Origin of the sequence: Shigella flexneri 2a str. 301 (assembly GCF_000006925.2) — a bacterium.
Classification (GTDB): domain Bacteria; phylum Pseudomonadota; class Gammaproteobacteria; order Enterobacterales; family Enterobacteriaceae; genus ECMA0423.
Window position 1 is genome coordinate 3,546,190 of record NC_004337.2, and the last position, 15,262, is coordinate 3,561,451.

At 52.3% G+C, this 15,262-nt stretch carries 14 protein-coding genes, 1 pseudogene and 2 other annotated features; of the genes and pseudogenes, 4 read left to right on the forward strand and 11 right to left on the reverse strand.

Going from position 1 to position 15,262, the window contains the following annotated elements:
• Nucleotides 1–233: 233 nt before the first annotated feature.
• Nucleotides 234–1,337 carry an aspartate-semialdehyde dehydrogenase gene (gene asd / locus SF3456; RefSeq protein ID NP_709209.2) on the reverse strand — a complete coding sequence of 368 codons (1,104 nt, stop codon included), beginning with the start codon at nucleotides 1,335–1,337 and terminating at the stop codon, nucleotides 234–236.
• 191 nt (nucleotides 1,338–1,528) lie between these two features.
• Between asd and yhgN the strand changes: the two genes are divergently transcribed.
• Nucleotides 1,529–2,122, forward strand: coding sequence for an antibiotic transporter (gene yhgN / locus SF3457; RefSeq protein NP_709210.1), 594 nt, complete (start codon nucleotides 1,529–1,531; stop codon nucleotides 2,120–2,122).
• 56 nt (nucleotides 2,123–2,178) lie between these two features.
• On the opposite strand, the gene gntU is transcribed toward yhgN, so the two are convergent.
• From gntU to yhhX, 5 genes are all read right to left on the reverse strand, one after another.
• Nucleotides 2,179–3,456, reverse strand: a complete 1,278-nt coding sequence (gntU, locus tag SF3458) for a low affinity gluconate transporter (protein NP_709211.2) — start codon at nucleotides 3,454–3,456, stop codon at nucleotides 2,179–2,181.
• A 66-nt stretch (nucleotides 3,457–3,522) separates the two neighbouring features.
• A complete protein-coding gene (gene gntK, locus SF3459; protein NP_709212.4) occupies nucleotides 3,523–4,011 on the reverse strand; it encodes a gluconokinase in 489 nt (162 codons plus the stop codon).
• Between the two features lie 177 nt (nucleotides 4,012–4,188).
• Nucleotides 4,189–5,127: a gluconate operon transcriptional regulator gene (gntR, locus tag SF3460; protein NP_709213.2), complete on the reverse strand. Its 939-nt coding sequence runs from the start codon at nucleotides 5,125–5,127 to the stop codon at nucleotides 4,189–4,191.
• A gap of 280 nt (nucleotides 5,128–5,407) precedes the next feature.
• Nucleotides 5,408–6,103, reverse strand: coding sequence for a hypothetical protein (yhhW, locus tag SF3461; RefSeq protein NP_709214.1), 696 nt, complete (start codon nucleotides 6,101–6,103; stop codon nucleotides 5,408–5,410).
• A gap of 122 nt (nucleotides 6,104–6,225) precedes the next feature.
• On the reverse strand, nucleotides 6,226–7,263 hold the full coding sequence (gene yhhX / locus SF3462) for an oxidoreductase (protein NP_709215.2): 1,038 nt from the start codon (nucleotides 7,261–7,263) through the stop codon (nucleotides 6,226–6,228).
• 332 nt (nucleotides 7,264–7,595) lie between these two features.
• Here yhhX and yhhY point away from each other — a divergent pair, with 332 nt between their 5' ends.
• Nucleotides 7,596–8,084, forward strand: coding sequence for an acetyltransferase YhhY (yhhY, locus tag SF3463; protein NP_709216.1), 489 nt, complete (start codon nucleotides 7,596–7,598; stop codon nucleotides 8,082–8,084).
• A 58-nt stretch (nucleotides 8,085–8,142) separates the two neighbouring features.
• On the opposite strand, the gene ggt is transcribed toward yhhY, so the two are convergent.
• Nucleotides 8,143–9,885 carry a gamma-glutamyltranspeptidase gene (ggt, locus tag SF3464; protein ID NP_709217.2) on the reverse strand — a complete coding sequence of 581 codons (1,743 nt, stop codon included), beginning with the start codon at nucleotides 9,883–9,885 and terminating at the stop codon, nucleotides 8,143–8,145.
• A 119-nt stretch (nucleotides 9,886–10,004) separates the two neighbouring features.
• Here ggt and yhhA point away from each other — a divergent pair, with 119 nt between their 5' ends.
• A complete protein-coding gene (gene yhhA / locus SF3465) occupies nucleotides 10,005–10,445 on the forward strand; it encodes a hypothetical protein (protein ID NP_709218.1) in 441 nt (146 codons plus the stop codon).
• On the opposite strand, the gene ugpQ is transcribed toward yhhA, so the two are convergent.
• Together ugpQ and ugpC are read right to left on the reverse strand one after the other, a co-directional pair.
• Entirely contained in the window at nucleotides 10,432–11,175 is a 744-nt protein-coding gene (ugpQ, locus tag SF3466) for a cytoplasmic glycerophosphodiester phosphodiesterase (RefSeq protein NP_709219.1), read from the reverse strand. The two genes, yhhA and ugpQ, sit on opposite strands and share 14 nt — an antisense overlap.
• Nucleotides 11,172–13,539, reverse strand: a sequence feature (Similar to Escherichia coli K12 ATP-binding component of sn-glycerol 3-phosphate transport system gi: 1789859 (370 aa). BLAST with identity of 96% in 789 aa. This CDS has been disrupted by insertion. The sequence has been checked and is believed to be correct.). (Overlaps the previous gene by 4 nt.)
• A pseudogene (gene ugpC, locus SF3468) lies at nucleotides 11,172–13,539 on the reverse strand. (Overlaps the previous feature by 2,368 nt.) The gene ugpQ and the pseudogene ugpC overlap by 4 nt, the downstream one beginning before the upstream one ends.
• Nucleotides 12,027–13,355, forward strand: a mobile genetic element. Its footprint overlaps the pseudogene before it by 1,329 nt.
• Complete coding sequence (locus SF3467) at nucleotides 12,134–13,342, forward strand: insertion element iso-IS10R transposase (RefSeq protein NP_709220.1); 1,209 nt, start codon at nucleotides 12,134–12,136, stop codon at nucleotides 13,340–13,342. (Overlaps the previous feature by 1,209 nt.) The pseudogene ugpC and the gene SF3467 overlap by 1,209 nt on opposite strands.
• Nucleotides 13,502–14,347, reverse strand: coding sequence for a glycerol-3-phosphate ABC transporter permease (gene ugpE / locus SF3469; RefSeq protein ID NP_709221.1), 846 nt, complete (start codon nucleotides 14,345–14,347; stop codon nucleotides 13,502–13,504).
• Complete coding sequence (gene ugpA, locus SF3470) at nucleotides 14,344–15,231, reverse strand: glycerol-3-phosphate transporter permease (protein NP_709222.1); 888 nt, start codon at nucleotides 15,229–15,231, stop codon at nucleotides 14,344–14,346. The genes ugpE and ugpA overlap by 4 nt, the downstream gene beginning before the upstream one ends.
• Nucleotides 15,232–15,262: the final 31 nt, after the last annotated feature.

Genomic DNA, 15,262 nt, shown 5'->3' on the forward strand with positions numbered 1-15,262 from the left:
GATTTTTGACTTCTGGTTGTGACATTTTTTTGACCTGAACGGCGCAGCACTCTGTGCATCCTCTCTGCGTCGTCCTCACTTCAGGTAAGGCTGTGAATACTCATGTATTCAGCCACCCTTAAAGAATAGCCAATGCTCTATTTAACTCCCGGTAAATCATGAAACATCTGCGCTTACTCCTGTATTACGCACTAACAGGGGCGGCATCGCGCCCCAGATTTAATGAATAAAGATTACGCCAGTTGACGAAGCATCCGACGCAGCGGCTCCGCGGCCCCCCACAGCAGCTGGTCGCCCACGGTAAAGGCTGACAGGAACTCTGGTCCCATATTCAGCTTACGCAGGCGGCCTACCGGCGTGGTCAGCGTGCCGGTAACGGCAGCTGGGGTTAGCTCACGCATAGTGATTTCCCGATCGTTCGGAACGACTTTCGCCCACGGATTGTGCGCAGCCAGCAGTTCTTCGACGGTCGGAATAGACACATCTTTTTTCAATTTAATAGTGAATGCCTGGCTGTGGCAGCGCAATGCCCCGACACGCACACATAAACCATCTACCGGAATTACGGAAGATGTGTTGAGGATCTTGTTGGTTTCCGCCTGCCCTTTCCACTCTTCGCGGCTCTGACCGTTATCGAGCTGTTTGTCGATCCACGGAATCAGGCTACCCGCCAGCGGCACGCCAAAGTTATCCACCGGCAGCTCACCGCTACGGGTTAAGGTTGTGACTTTGCGTTCGATATCGAGAATAGCAGAGGACGGGGTCGCGAGTTCATCTGCCACATGGCCATACAGATGGCCCATCTGGGTTAATAACTCACGCATATGTCGCGCACCACCGCCGGAAGCGGCCTGGTAGGTTGCAACGGACACCCAATCAACAAGATCATTGGCGAATAAACCACCCAACGACATCAACATCAGGCTTACGGTACAGTTACCGCCAACAAAAGTCCTGATGCCATTATTTAATCCGTCGGTAATGACGTCCTGATTGACGGGGTCAAGAATGATGATGGCGTCATCTTTCATGCGCAGAGACGATGCTGCGTCAATCCAGTAACCTTGCCATCCGCTTTCACGAAGCTTTGGATAGATTTCGTTGGTATAATCGCCGCCCTGACAGGTCACAATGATATCGAGGGCCTTTAGCGCCTCTAGATCAAAGGCATCCTGAAGTGTGCCAGTGGTTCCGCCAAAAGACGGCGCAGCCTGGCCAAGCTGAGAAGTAGAAAAGAAGACAGGGCGAATGGCGTCGAAGTCGCGCTCTTCAACCATGCGTTGCATGAGAACGGAGCCGACCATACCGCGCCAGCCGATAAAACCAACATTTTTCATAAGCGTTTTTTCCTGCAAAGATGTGTGCTGTATAAATGTGCCGGTCTCCTCTTGGCACATCTTTCACCATACAAAAAGCTGCCAAAGTCGCAAGTGAAATTAATCAATGATAGCGAAGCCATCAGTAATGCGACTTATCCTGCTTTGTTAGCACGCAGAAAGTCCGCGGCAATTATCAGGGAATTTGAGTTATGAATGAAATCATTTCTGCAGCAGTTTTATTGATCCTGATTATGGATCCGCTCGGAAACCTGCCTATTTTCATGTCCGTACTGAAACATACTGAACCGAAAAGACGGCGGGCAATCATGGTGCGAGAGTTGCTTATTGCTCTCCTGGTGATGCTGGTGTTCCTGTTTGCGGGTGAGAAAATTCTGGCATTTCTCAGCCTGCGAGCAGAAACCGTCTCCATTTCTGGCGGCATCATTCTGTTTCTAATCGCCATTAAGATGATTTTCCCCAGCGCTTCAGGAAATAGCAGCGGGCTTCCGGCAGGTGAAGAGCCATTTATCGTGCCGTTGGCAATTCCGTTAGTCGCCGGGCCGACTATTCTCGCCACGCTGATGTTGTTGTCTCATCAGTACCCGAATCAGATGGGACATCTGGTGATTGCTCTGCTGCTGGCCTGGGGCGGCACCTTTGTCATCCTGCTACAGTCTTCGCTATTTTTACGTCTGCTGGGCGAGAAAGGGGTGAACGCACTTGAACGCCTGATGGGATTGATTCTGGTGATGATGGCAACTCAGATGTTCCTCGACGGCATTCGAATGTGGATGAAGGGGTAACGAGGAGAGTTTTTCGAAAAGAGCCCGGTAGCGTCACAACTACCGGGCGAACAAACTTAACTCAACAGCTGGAACGCAATCATCCCAACGATGGCACCAACAGTGCCGAGGATGGTTTCCATCATGGTCCAGGTTTTCAGCGTTTCGGCTTCGGTCGCGCCGGTAAATTTACCGAACAACCAGAAACCAGCGTCGTTAACGTGGCTGACAACAATCGAACCACCAGCGATACAAATCGACAGTGCCGCCATTTGCGCACCAGAGTAGTTCAGTTGTTCAATGACTGGCATCACCAGTCCCACCGCCGTTAAACAGGCTACGGTGGCAGCCCCCTGAATGATGCGCACTGCAGCAGCCAGCACGAAGCAGGTGATAGCAATCGGCAGGCCCATGCCGGTTAACGCTTCGCCCAGTGCCGGACCTACGCCAGAGTCAACCAGCACCTGTTTGAACACGCCGCCTGCACCAATCACCAGCAGAATGATCCCCGCCGGTTGCAGCGCGTGACCGCAAATCTCCATCACTTTGTCTTTTGGCATGCCCTGACGCATTGCCAGGCCATAAATCGCTACCAGACAAGCAACCAGAATCGCGGTAAACGGATGACCAATAAACTCGAACCATTCGTAAGCGGTAGAGCCTTCTGGCACAAAACGCGCGGCAATGGTTTTCAGCCCCACCAGCACCAGCGGCAACAGGATCAGCGACAGGCTGAATCCGAAAGATGGCATTTTACCTTCGCCGAGATGCGGTTCGCTGATGTCGTCAGGAATATGCAGCTCAACGTAACGGCTGATGAAGTTACCCCACAGCGGCCCGGCAATAATCATTCCCGGAATTGCCGCACACAGGCCAATCAGGATCATCCAGCCAAAGTCGGCATTCATCTGCGATGCCAGCAGCATTGGCGCTGGCCCAGGCACCAGGAACGCTGCCGCGGCCGCCACGCCTGCGAATAATGGGATTACCAGCTTCACCAGGTTCGTACCGGTGTGGCGCGCCATTGAGAAAGCAACGCTAATCAGCAGAACAATCGCCACTTCAAAGAACAGCGGTAGCGCACAGACCAGCCCCGCAAGGCCGATGGCATAATGCGCGCGGCTGTGACCGAAGGATTTGAGCATTTTGACGGCAATCTGATCGACTGCGCCGGTTTCATATAAGATCTTGCCAAACATAGCTCCCAGGGCAACAACCACCGCCAGGAAGCCGAGGGTGCCTCCCATCCCTTTTTCCATCGTCGCTGCGATTTTATCGAGCGGCATACCGGAAAAAAGGCCAGCCCCCATGGACACCACCATCAAAGCCAGGAAAGCGTGCATACGCGCCTTCATGACTAAAAACAGCAGCAGTAAAACAGACCCTACTGCTGTTAAAACAAGCGTTAATGTAGTCACTACTTATTTGCCTTTTTTAATAACCTCAATGGTGCTTGCCACAACACCTTCCAGCGGTTGATCGATATCCACCACCAGTACATCGGTTTCGTCCGCACCCGGCTCCTGCAGCGTTTCAAACTGCGTCACCAACATTTGGGTTTTAAAGAAATGGCCTTTGCGCGCTTTCAGGCGACTTTCAATCACATCAAAATCGCCTTTCAGGTAGATGAAAGAGAGATTCGGATTACCTTCACGCAGCAAGTCGCGATAGTGCTTTTTCAGTGCAGAACAGGCGATCAGCGACACTTTATTGGTGCGCTGCATAGCAAACGCGGAGTCGTTCAGCGCCTGCAACCAGGGTTTGCGATCGTCGTCATTCAGCGGTTCGCCAGACGCCATTTTTTCGATATTGCGCCGTGGATGGAGGAAATCGCCATCAAGAAACGCGGCATGAAGTTGATGCGCCACTTCACTGGCGACCGCAGATTTGCCGCTGCCCGATACGCCCATCAAGACGTAAATGTGGTGATCATGGTTAGTCGTGCTCAAAGTGGTGCCCCCACAATACAAGAATTAAAAATGTTACGGGTAACTGTTATCGGCAACATTGTCCAGCCGGACAATATCAGAAGCAATATCCATCCGTGCCTTAAGTGTATAAGTGTGAGCTACTTCAAATTTGTGGGCTTAAATAGATCCGCCCGGTGACAAGGTGAAACCTAAATCTAACATTTTCGGTGTCACAGATTCGCCACGAATACGCGCCAGCAGGCGTTCAGCGCCAATACTGCCCATCCGCTCACGCGGCGTCAGCACGCTCGCAAGTCGTGGCTCCATCACCTGACCAATGTCATGACCGTGGAAACCGGCAATCGCCATATCGTCAGGAACTTTTAACCCCAGACGCTGACATTCAAACGCCGCGCCGACCGCCAGATCATCATTAGTACAGAACACGCCATCCAGCTGCGGATATTCCCGCCGCGCCTGGCGAATCAGTTCAATACCGGAAGAGTAAGAAGAAGATTGCTCAACCATCACGCTATATGGCACCAGGCCTGCATCCAGCATCGCCTGTTCGTATCCCTTCTGTTTGATGATAGTACGTTCGTCGAGACGTGCGCCGAGATAGGCAATGTGGCGATGCCCACGAGCAATAATGGCGGTAGTCATCTGGCGTGCCGCTTCAAAGTTATCAAAACCGACGGCGATATCGAGGCACGGCGACTGGCTGTCCATCAACTCCACCACCGGGATCCCCGCCACTTCAATCATCTTTAAGGTGCGCGGCGTGTGGGTACGTTCGGTGAGGATCAGGCCGTCGATATTCCAGGAGAGCATGGATTCGAGACGTTCTTGCTCCATTTCCGGTTTATAACCGTAGTGCGCCAGCATGGTCTGATAACCGTGCGCGTCGGTGACGCTTTCGATTCCGCGTAATACTTCCGCGAAAACCTGGTTGGTGAGAGAAGGTAACAGGACGCCAATCGCCCGGCTGGTAGCGTTAGAGAGGATATCGGGCGCACGATTGGGAATATAGCCCAGTTCATCAAGAGCGGCGGCAATCTTGCCGCGTAGAGCGACGGAAACCTGCTCCGGGTTGCGTAAAAAACGGCTGACCGTCATTTTGGTCACGCCTACACGGTCAGCCACATCCTGAAGTACGGGTCTTTTCTTTTTCATCGTCCTGAAGGTACAAAAGAGATAGATTCTCTTAGTTTAACACGGACGCATCAGAACCTTCCCGGGGAAAACAGTGCTTGTTTACAATTATTAGATATACACTAAATCAATTGCATCGCATTGTGCTAACGACGCGGCAAAACCCCGGAAGCGTGCATCAGCACGCGACCGGAGCGAGCGAGGAAGCCTGCAAAAAGGCAGGCTTCAAAGATGCCGTTGAGTTTTAAACCGGCGGCAGATCGAACAGTAACACTTCGCTGTCGCTATCCGCATGGATGGAGATTGCCTGCTCATCCCAGATTGCCAGACCATCGCTGGTCGAGGCTTTCACGCCGTTAATGGTAACATTGCCTTTTACCACCTGAATCCAGACGCGGCGTTCAGCGGCAATCTGATGCACCGACTGCTCATCTTTCAGCAACGCCCAACGATACAGTTCCATATCCTGATGCACTTTCAGCGAACCATCTCGCGCATCCGGCGAGAGCACCAGCTGTTTGCCCTGCACGGCATCGAAGCGACGCTGTTCATAACGCGGCGTAATGCCATTTTCTTCAGGCATGATCCAGATCTGATACAGATGCAGACGCTCGGTGCTGCTTGGGTTGTACTCTGAGTGACGAATACCCGTACCCGCACTCATAATCTGGAACTCACCCGCCGGAACCTGCTCTTTATTGCCCATGCTGTCCTGATGCTCAACAGTACCTTCCAGCACGTAGGTCAAAATTTCCATATCTTTATGCGGGTGAGTGCCGAAGCCCTGCCCTGCTTCAATCACGTCGTCGTTAATCACGCGCAGCGCGGAGAAGCCCATAAAGTTCGGATCGTAATAGTTGGCACAAGAGAAAGTATGCCAGGAGTCCAGCCAGCCATGATTTGCATGACCACGTTCATTTGCTTTGCGTAAGTAGATCATTTGTATTCGCCCCCTGAATGATTTCGATGGGCTTAGTGTGGACCCGATCTGCCTGGGATGATAGAGGGTGAAAATTGCCCCCTCTGTTCAAAAAAATTGAACTATTCGAGGGGCCATCAAACTTAATTCGCGAGAGTCACTGTGGAGGGAGAGGCTTGCTCAAATCCGCGTTCAAGGATTTCCAGATTGGTAAGAACTTCAGATTCCTTGACGTAATTTGGCGCACCGTGGGTGATGGTTTGATACAACGCATCATAAACACGCCCGTAATCGCCCATCTCCGGCTTCATCTCTTCTCTGACCGTCACACCCTCGTCATTGACATACTCCAGCACACCGACCGAATCATCCGCTGCGAATCCCGGTTCGCCCGGCATAATATTAGCCTTCAGGCTGGTTTCCTGCTGGTCGATACCGTATTTAATAAACGAACCTTTCTTACCGTGAACGATAAATTTCGGATAATCGATTTTCACCAGATGGCTGGTTTTGACGATGGCTTTCAGGTCGCCATAAAACAGTTGCGCTTCAAAGGTGTCGTCAGGATTGGCTTTATTACGCAGGCTGCGGATGTCATAAGCGACGTGATCCGGGCGACCGAACAGAGAAATAATCTGGTCCATCGTATGCACACCAAGGCCATAGAACGCGCCATCCTGCGGCAGTCCAGGTTTGGTTTCTGCCACCGGGCGGTAATAGTCAAAATGGCTTTCCACTTCGACAATCTCTCCCAGCTTGCCGCTTTCAATCGCTTTTTTCGCCGTCAGGAAGCAGGAATCAAAGCGACGATTCTGATATGGCGTGACGGTCAGCCCTTTGCTTTTCGCCAGTGCAAACAGCTCTTTCGCCTGCGCAAGTGTCGGAGTGAACGTTTTTTCGACCAGCACATTTTTCCCGGCTTCCAGCGCGCGCTTCGCGTACTCGAAGTGGCTGTCCGCATGGGTGCAGACAACAACCAACTTAACATCGGGATCGTTTAGCACTTCGTCGAGATCGCTGGTGAAATGGATATGAGAGTAAATGGGAGCCTGTTCTTCCGGCTTCGCATGGCGACGAAAAATATGCGCGACATGCCAGCTATCCTTGCGGTTAAGTACATACGGCAGATGGTAACGGGTGGTGCTTTTGCCGAAGCCAATAAAGGCGCAGTTGATGACCATGATTTCGTCCTTTTTAAGGTGGTTATTTACACCTTAGCGCAAAGCGGACGTGGTTCCTACTGGAGTGCGCATAACGAACACAAGCACTCCCGTGGATAAATTGAGAACGAAAGATCAAAAAAAAAGCCAGCACCCGGCTGGCTAAGTAATACTGGAAGCAATGTGAGCAATGTCGTGCTTTCAGGTTCTCCGCGAGGGTCTTCCTGATCGCGATACAATAATAATCATTCTCATTCGCACTTGTCCAACACTTTTTGCAAAAAAATGCATTTGACTCGCATTTGAAAGTCAATGATGTTGAAAGGGACATTTACCCCAAAGAGGACAAAGGAATGAGTGAGATAGTAATACGCCACGCAGAAACACGGGATTACGAGGCCATCAGGCAGATTCACGCCCAGCCGGAGGTGTATTGCAACACACTACAGGTGCCTCATCCTTCCGATCATATGTGGCAGGAGCGACTCGCCGATCGTCCCGGCATCAAGCAACTCGTCGCCTGTATTGATGGAGACGTCGTGGGCCATCTCACCATTGACGTGCAACAGCGCCCACGCCGCAGTCATGTTGCCGATTTTGGTATCTGTGTCGACTCTCGTTGGAAGAACCGCGGCGTCGCCAGCGCCCTGATGCGAGAGATGATTGAAATGTGCGACAACTGGTTACGGGTAGATCGCATTGAACTAACCGTGTTTGTCGATAACGCGCCAGCAATTAAGGTCTATAAAAAATTCGGCTTTGAGATTGAAGGGACCGGTAAGAAGTACGCATTGCGTAATGGTGAATATGTCGATGCGTATTATATGGCGCGGGTGAAATAGAGAATTTGCAATCTAAGTTTGTCATTTAAGCCCTCACCTACCGGGAGGGCTTAAGATATTAATACCCCGCCGTTAAATCATCCACCGAGCGCGGGTCGGATGCGCCGTACAACTCACCGTCCGGCCCAACCATAATGCTTTGTGTGCTGCCCATCGCCTCTTTCAGCGCCACTTTCTGACCTTTTGCTTCCAGCAGCTTGAGCGTATCCGGGCTAAACCCTTTTTCGACACGCAGCTCGTCCGGCAACCACTGATGGTGGAAACGCGGCGCATTGGTCGCTTCGGCGACGTTCATGCCATAATCGATGCTATTCACCACCATTTGCAGCACCGTGGTGATAATCCGGCTACCGCCTGGGCTACCGGTAACCAGCCAGGTTTTACCGTCTTTCACCACAATGGTCGGCGACATCGACGACAGCGGGCGTTTGTTCGGCCCGACGGCGTTGGCATCACCGCCCACCAGCCCGTAAACGTTCGGTACGCCCGGTTTGGCGGAGAAATCATCCATCTGGTTATTAAGCAGAATACCGCTCTCACCCGCGACAATACCCGTACCGAAGGTGGTGTTCAGCGTATAGGTCACCGCCACCGCGTTACCGTCTTTATCCACTACAGAGTAATGGGTAGTTTGATTACTCTCATAAGGCGCAAGCTTGCCAGGGCGAATCTCACTGGACGGCTTCGCTTTTTTGATATCAATTTGATCGGCAATGGATTTGGCATAGGCTTTATTGGTCAGTGCCTGCCACGGGACTTTGACAAAATCCGGGTCGCCAAGATATTCCGAGCGGTCGGCGTAGGCGTATTTCTCCGCTTCTGCCATGATTTGCATCGCATCGGCGCTGCCAAAGCCGTATTTCTTCATATCGAAGTTTTCCAGAATATTGAGGATTTGTACGATATGGATCCCGCCGGAGGATGGCGGTGGCATGGAGTAAACCTGATACCCGCGATAATCGCCGCTTATCGGAGTGCGTTCGACCGCTTTATAGGCCGCTAAATCTTCTTTAGTGATCAAGCCACCGTTTTTCTGCATCTCCTGGGCGATCTGTTCCGCAATCGTGCCTTTATAGAATTCGTCCGGGCCGTTTTCAGCAATCATCTCCAGGCTCTTTGCCAGGTTCGCCTGCACCAGCGTGTCGCCCTTTTTCAGCGGCTCGCCCTCTTTCCAGAAGATAGCTTTACTGTTTTCGTGATTCGGCAACACTTCGCTACCGTAGGTTTTGAGATCGTCAGCCAGCGCGTCGTTAACGATAAAACCATCGCGTGCCAGTTTAAACGCGGGCTGCACGACTTTGTTCAGCGGCATGGTGCCGTATTTATCCAGCGCCAGCGAGAAACCTGCTACCGTACCCGGTGTGCCGGAAGCCAGATGCGAAGTGAGTGATTTTTTGCTGTCCGGGTTGCCCTGATCATCGAGGAACATATCGCGGGTCGCTTTGGCGGGTGCCATTTCGCGGAAATCGATAGCCGTGGTATTGCCATTTTTCGAGCGGATTAACATAAAACCACCACCGCCCAGATTCCCTGCCTGCGGATGCGTTACCGCCAGCGCGTAGCCCACCGCCACGGCGGCATCAACGGCATTCCCGCCCTCCTTGAGGATATCCACCCCCACCTGAGTGGCAGTGGCGTCCACAGACGCTACCATTCCCTGTTTCGCGCGTACCGGATGGAAGACATCTTCCTCCACACCATACGAGACGGGCGGCGCAGGAGGCGCGGCGGCGGCGCTAAAACAACTTCCTGAGAGCAGAGCAGCAATGGCCACCCGGCGTAAAAACGTCGGTTTTATCATCGTTATTCTCCAGAGATTAAGGGGCAACCCCAGCTAAGCCTGGTATATAACTCTGAATTAATCATCGTTTTGTCGGGAAGCGAGTAAACTTAAAGGATATCTTCAGAGGAGGATACGCGATGAAACGACTTCTGATTCTTACGGCACTCCTGCCGTTTGTCGGCTTTGCACAGCCCATTAATACTCTGAACAACCCTAACCAGCCGGGGTATCAGATACCCAGCCAGCAGCGGATGCAAACCCAGATGCAGACTCAGCAAATCCAGCAAAAAGGGATGCTGAATCAGCAACTGAAAACGCAAACTCAGTTGCAACAGCAGCATTTAGAAAACCAGATAAACAATAATTCTCAGCGGGTGTTGCAGTCACAGCCGGGGGAGCGAAATCCCGCCCGGCAGCAAATGCTGCCCAACACCAACGGCGGGATGTTAAACAGCAACCGTAATCCGGATAGTTCGTTGAATCAGCAGCATATGCTGCCGGAGAGGAGAAACGGCGACATGCTGAATCAGCCCAGCACGCCGCAGCCTGACATTCCGTTGAAAACTATTGGGCCGTAAAGTTCGGACCAATCACGTCAATCGCATCGGTACAGATGCAATCCACGCCCCAGCGCAGCAACTCTGCCGCGTGCTGGGGTTTATTGACGGTATAAACCAGAATCCGTAATCCGGCGTCTTTCAACTGCATCACTCGCGCTTTATCGAGTAACTTATGATTGAGATGAATAGAGACGCAGCCCAGCCGCGCGGTCAGTTCGCGCCAGTCGTCGCGCCACTCATCAAGCAATAAACCACGCGGCAGTTCCGGTGCCGCCTGTTGTGCAGCTTCTAAAGCATCAATCTCAAACGATGACAGCAGCGGCGGCGTCATACCGGCCCACAGTTGGCGTGCCGCCAGCGCCACCATTTTGCCCGTTAATGGTCCAGTGCCAGTGGTGGGTTTGATTTCGATATTCGCCATCATCCCGTGTTCGCGACAGCGTTCCGCCACCTGCGAAAGCAACGGCAGCGGCTCACCTTTAAACGCTTTGCTGTACCAACTGCCCGCATCCACGCGCAGTAAATCCTGCCAGTTCAGTTCACCCGCGACGCCCCAGCCGTTGCTGGTGCGTTCGAGATTGTCGTCATGGAGCAGGAAGATCTCGCCATCTTTCGATAACTTCGCGTCAAATTCGATCATCTTATGACCGTATTTTGCCCCGACGTCGATTGCCGCCAGGGTGTTTTCCGGGGCCAGCTTACCGCCGCCACGATGAGCGACGATGCGGGGATAAGGCCAGTTACTCATACTCGTTGTCCTGTTTCACCATCAAAAAGATGCAGCTGATTTTCCGCCAGATGCAGCCACAGCGTGCTGCCTGCCGTCGGGCGCTCCTGATGCGCCAGTCGCACCACCAGCTTCTGCTTGCGAGCTTAGCGCAATATGTTCCGGGCGAATGCCGAGGGTCATTTTACGCCCGGCATACTGACGGTAGCCACCGTTTAGCGGTAGCACGATACCGCCGTCCAGTTCGAAATGCGTGCCTTCATTATTCATGCGGCCTGTCAGCAGGTTCATCGCCGGGCTGCCGATAAAACTCGCCACAAACAGGCTGGCGGGCTTTTCGTAGACTTCCACCGGCGTGCCAATCTGTTCGGCAACGCCGCCGTTCATCACCATTACTCGCTGGGCGAGCGTCATCGCCTCAACCTGATCGTGAGTAACGTAGAGTGAAGTCGTTTTCAGGCGACGGTGCAGCTGTTGCAGTTCAAGACGCATCTGTACGCGCAGCTTGGCATCGAGGTTAGAGAGTGGCTCATCAAACAAGAACACCGCCGGATCGCGCACAATCGCGCGTCCCATCGCCACACGCTGGCGCTGACCGCCGGAAAGCTCGCGCGGGCGACGTTTGAGCAGACCGTCCAGCTCCAGAATGCGCGCCGCTTCTTTAACGCGCTCGGCTATTTGCTGCTTGCCCATGCCGCGAATTTTCAGCCCCCACGCCATGTTTTCTTCGACGCTCATATGCGGATAAAGCGCGTAATTCTGGAACACCATCGCAATCCCGCGATCTTTCGGCTCCATTTCGGTCACGCGCTGGTCGTTGATCCAGATATCGCCTTCGGTCACCCTCTCCAGCCCGGCAACCATACGCAGCACTGATGAATCCCCTAATGATTTTTATCAAAATCATTAAGTTAAGGTAGATACACATCTTGTCATATGATCAAATGGTTTCGCCAAAAATCAATAATCAGACAACAAAATGTGCGAACTCGATATTTTACACGACTCTCTTTACCAATTCTGCCCCGAATTACACTTAAAACGACTCAACAGCTTAACGTTGGCTTGCCACGCCTTACTTGACTGTAAAACTCTCACTCTTACCGAACTTGGCCGTAACCTGCCAACCAAAGCGAGAACAAAACATAACATCAAACGAATCGACCGATTGTTAGGTAATCGTCACCTCCACAAAGAGCGACTCGCTGTATACCGTTGGCATGCTAGCTTTATCTGTTCGGGCAATACGATGCCCATTGTACTTGTTGACTGGTCTGATATCCGTGAGCAAAAACGGCTTATGGTATTGCGAGCTTCAGTCGCACTACACGGTCGTTCTGTTACTCTTTATGAGAAAGCGTTCCCGCTTTCAGAGCAATGTTCAAAGAAAGCTCATGACCAATTTCTAGCCGACCTTGCGAGCATTCTACCGAGTAACACCACACCGCTCATTGTCAGTGATGCTGGCTTTAAAGTGCCATGGTATAAATCCGTTGAGAAGCTGGGTTGGTACTGGTTAAGTCGAGTAAGAGGAAAAGTCCAATATGCAGACCTAGGAGCGGAAAACTGGAAACCTATCAGCAACTTACATGATATGTCATCTAGTCACTCAAAGACTTTAGGCTATAAGAGGCTGACTAAAAGCAATCCAATCTCATGCCAAATTCTATTGTATAAATCTCGCTCTAAAGGCCGAAAAAATCAGCGCTCGACACGGACTCATTGTCACCACCCGTCACCTAAAATCTACTCAGCGTCGGCAAAGGAGCCATGGATTCTAGCAACTAACTTACCTGTTGAAATTCGAACACCCAAACAACTTGTTAATATCTATTCGAAGCGAATGCAGATTGAAGAAACCTTCCGAGACTTGAAAAGTCCTGCCTACGGACTAGGCCTACGCCATAGCCGAACGAGCAGCTCAGAGCGTTTTGATATCATGCTGCTAATCGCCCTGATGCTTCAACTAACATGTTGGCTTGCGGGCGTTCATGCTCAGAAACAAGGTTGGGACAAGCACTTCCAGGCTAACACAGTCAGAAATCGAAACGTACTCTCAACAGTTCGCTTAGGCATGGAAGTTTTGCGGCATTCTGGCTACACAATAACAAGGGAAGACTCACTCGTGGCTGCAACCCTGCTTACTCAAAATCTATTCACACATGGTTACGTTTTGGGGAAATTATGAGGGGATCTCTCAGTACGCAGCAGCGTCGATTTCCCGCAGCCAGACGGCCCGACCATCACGATAAATTCGCCATCCGCCACATCAAGGGTCAGCGGTTTAATGACCTAGGTTTTGCCATCCCAGCTTTTGGTTACTGCCTGTAATTTCAGTCCTGCCATCTTATTTCTCACTATCGACCAGGCCGCGCACGAAGGCACGCTGCATCACTAAAACAATCACTACTGGTGGGATCAGGGTTAACAACATCGCCGCCATCACTGAGTTCCATTCCGTGGTGCCTTCGCCAGTGGCGATCATCCCTTTGATCCCTGCCACGGTGGTGCCGAGATCCACGTCGGTAATAATCAACAACGGCCACAAATACTGGTTCCAGCCGTAAATAAAGGTGATCACAAACAGCGCCGCCAGATTAGTTTTGGAGAGCGGAAAAACGATGTCGCAAAAGAAGCGCATTGGTGACGCACCGTCGATCCGCGCCGCTTCCACCAGTTCATCCGGCAGCGTCATAAAGAACTGGCGAAACAGAAACGTGGCGGTCGCCGAGGCCATCAGCGGCAGCGTTAAACCGGCGTAGCTGTCGAGCATCTTCAGGTTGGCGATGACTTCCACCGTCGGGAAGATACGTACTTCAACCGGCAGCATCAGGGTGATAAAAATCATCCAGAAGAAGAGGTTACGTAGCGGAAAACGAAACCAGACAATGGCAAATGCCGAGAGCATCGAGACAGTAATTTTGCCGAGCGTAATGCTGAACGCCATCACAAAGCTGTTAAGCAACATCCGCCAGAACGGCGCGCTATTTGTGCCTACCCCGTTCACCCAGATGTTGTGGATGTTTTCCAGCAGATGCGTGCCGGGGATGAGCGTCATCGGCGCGGCGTAGACGGCCTGTTTATCCAGCGTCGCCGCGACAAACGCCACGTACAGCGGGAAGAGGATCACCGCGATCCCGAGGATCAGCATGGTATGGCTGAATATCGTCAGCCACGGACGGTTCTCAATCATTGGTAACGCACCTTGCTTTCAACATAGCGGAACTGCACCACCGTCAGCACGATGACGAGGAACATCAGCACCATCGACTGTGCGGCAGACGAAGCCAGATCCAGTCCGGTAAAACCTTCGCGGTAGATCTTATAAATCAGCGTCGTGGTGGCCTGAACCGGCCCGCCGGACGTGGCGGCGTCGATCACCGGGAAGGTGTCGAAGAAGGCATACACCAGGTTCACTACCAGCAGGAAGAAACTCACCGGGGCGATAAGCGGCAGCGCAATCTTAAAGAAGCGGCGAATCGGCCCTGCACCGTCGATGGCTGCGGCTTCGATCAACGAACGGGGAATGGATTGCAGCGCGGCATAGAAGAACAGAAAGTTGTAGCTGATTTGCTTCCACACCGAGGCAAACACCACCAGAAACATCGCCTGACCGCTATTTTGCGCGTGGTTCCAGTCGTAGCCGAACTCAGCGAGAAAATGGGTGATCAGCCCGCGACCGGGGTTAAACAGGAAGATCCACAATACGGCGGCAACGGCGGGAGCCACGGCATACGGCAGCAACATTAAGGTTTGGTAGAAACGACTGCCGCGCACGATGTACTCCACCAGCGCCGCAAAGAACAGCGATACCAGCAAACCGCTGACGGTGACAAAGGTGCTGAATTTTATCGTCGTCCAGAAGGAGTCGAGATAATAGCTGTCATGAAACAGCGTGACGAAGTTATCCAGACCGACAAACTGGCTGGAGAAACCAAACGGATCGACGCTTTGTAGCGAGTACCACAACGCTTCGCCCGCAGGCCAGATAAAAAAGATAACGGTGATGATGAGCTGCGGCGCGACCAGCAGATAAGGCAGCCAGCGCGAGCGGAACACCGGACGGGATGATGACATTACGGTTAATTCCTGAACTGTGCCGGATGCG

What these genes read in the sequence shown, in the direction of transcription:
- asd (NP_709209.2), bottom strand. Translation starts at nt 1,337, where the DNA reads ATGAAAAATGTTGGTTTTATCGGCTGGCGCGGTATGGTCGGCTCCGTT.
- yhgN (NP_709210.1), top strand. Translation starts at nt 1,529, where the DNA reads ATGAATGAAATCATTTCTGCAGCAGTTTTATTGATCCTGATTATGGAT.
- gntU (NP_709211.2), bottom strand. Translation starts at nt 3,456, where the DNA reads ATGAAGGCGCGTATGCACGCTTTCCTGGCTTTGATGGTGGTGTCCATG.
- gntK (NP_709212.4), bottom strand. Translation starts at nt 4,011, where the DNA reads ATGGGCGTATCGGGCAGCGGCAAATCTGCGGTCGCCAGTGAAGTGGCG.
- gntR (NP_709213.2), bottom strand. Translation starts at nt 5,127, where the DNA reads ATGACGGTCAGCCGTTTTTTACGCAACCCGGAGCAGGTTTCCGTCGCT.
- yhhW (NP_709214.1), bottom strand. Translation starts at nt 6,103, where the DNA reads ATGATCTACTTACGCAAAGCAAATGAACGTGGTCATGCAAATCATGGC.
- yhhX (NP_709215.2), bottom strand. Translation starts at nt 7,263, where the DNA reads ATGGTCATCAACTGCGCCTTTATTGGCTTCGGCAAAAGCACCACCCGT.
- yhhY (NP_709216.1), top strand. Translation starts at nt 7,596, where the DNA reads ATGAGTGAGATAGTAATACGCCACGCAGAAACACGGGATTACGAGGCC.
- ggt (NP_709217.2), bottom strand. Translation starts at nt 9,885, where the DNA reads ATGATAAAACCGACGTTTTTACGCCGGGTGGCCATTGCTGCTCTGCTC.
- yhhA (NP_709218.1), top strand. Translation starts at nt 10,005, where the DNA reads ATGAAACGACTTCTGATTCTTACGGCACTCCTGCCGTTTGTCGGCTTT.
- ugpQ (NP_709219.1), bottom strand. Translation starts at nt 11,175, where the DNA reads ATGAGTAACTGGCCTTATCCCCGCATCGTCGCTCATCGTGGCGGCGGT.
- SF3467 (NP_709220.1), top strand. Translation starts at nt 12,134, where the DNA reads ATGTGCGAACTCGATATTTTACACGACTCTCTTTACCAATTCTGCCCC.
- ugpE (NP_709221.1), bottom strand. Translation starts at nt 14,347, where the DNA reads ATGATTGAGAACCGTCCGTGGCTGACGATATTCAGCCATACCATGCTG.
- ugpA (NP_709222.1), bottom strand. Translation starts at nt 15,231, where the DNA reads ATGTCATCATCCCGTCCGGTGTTCCGCTCGCGCTGGCTGCCTTATCTG.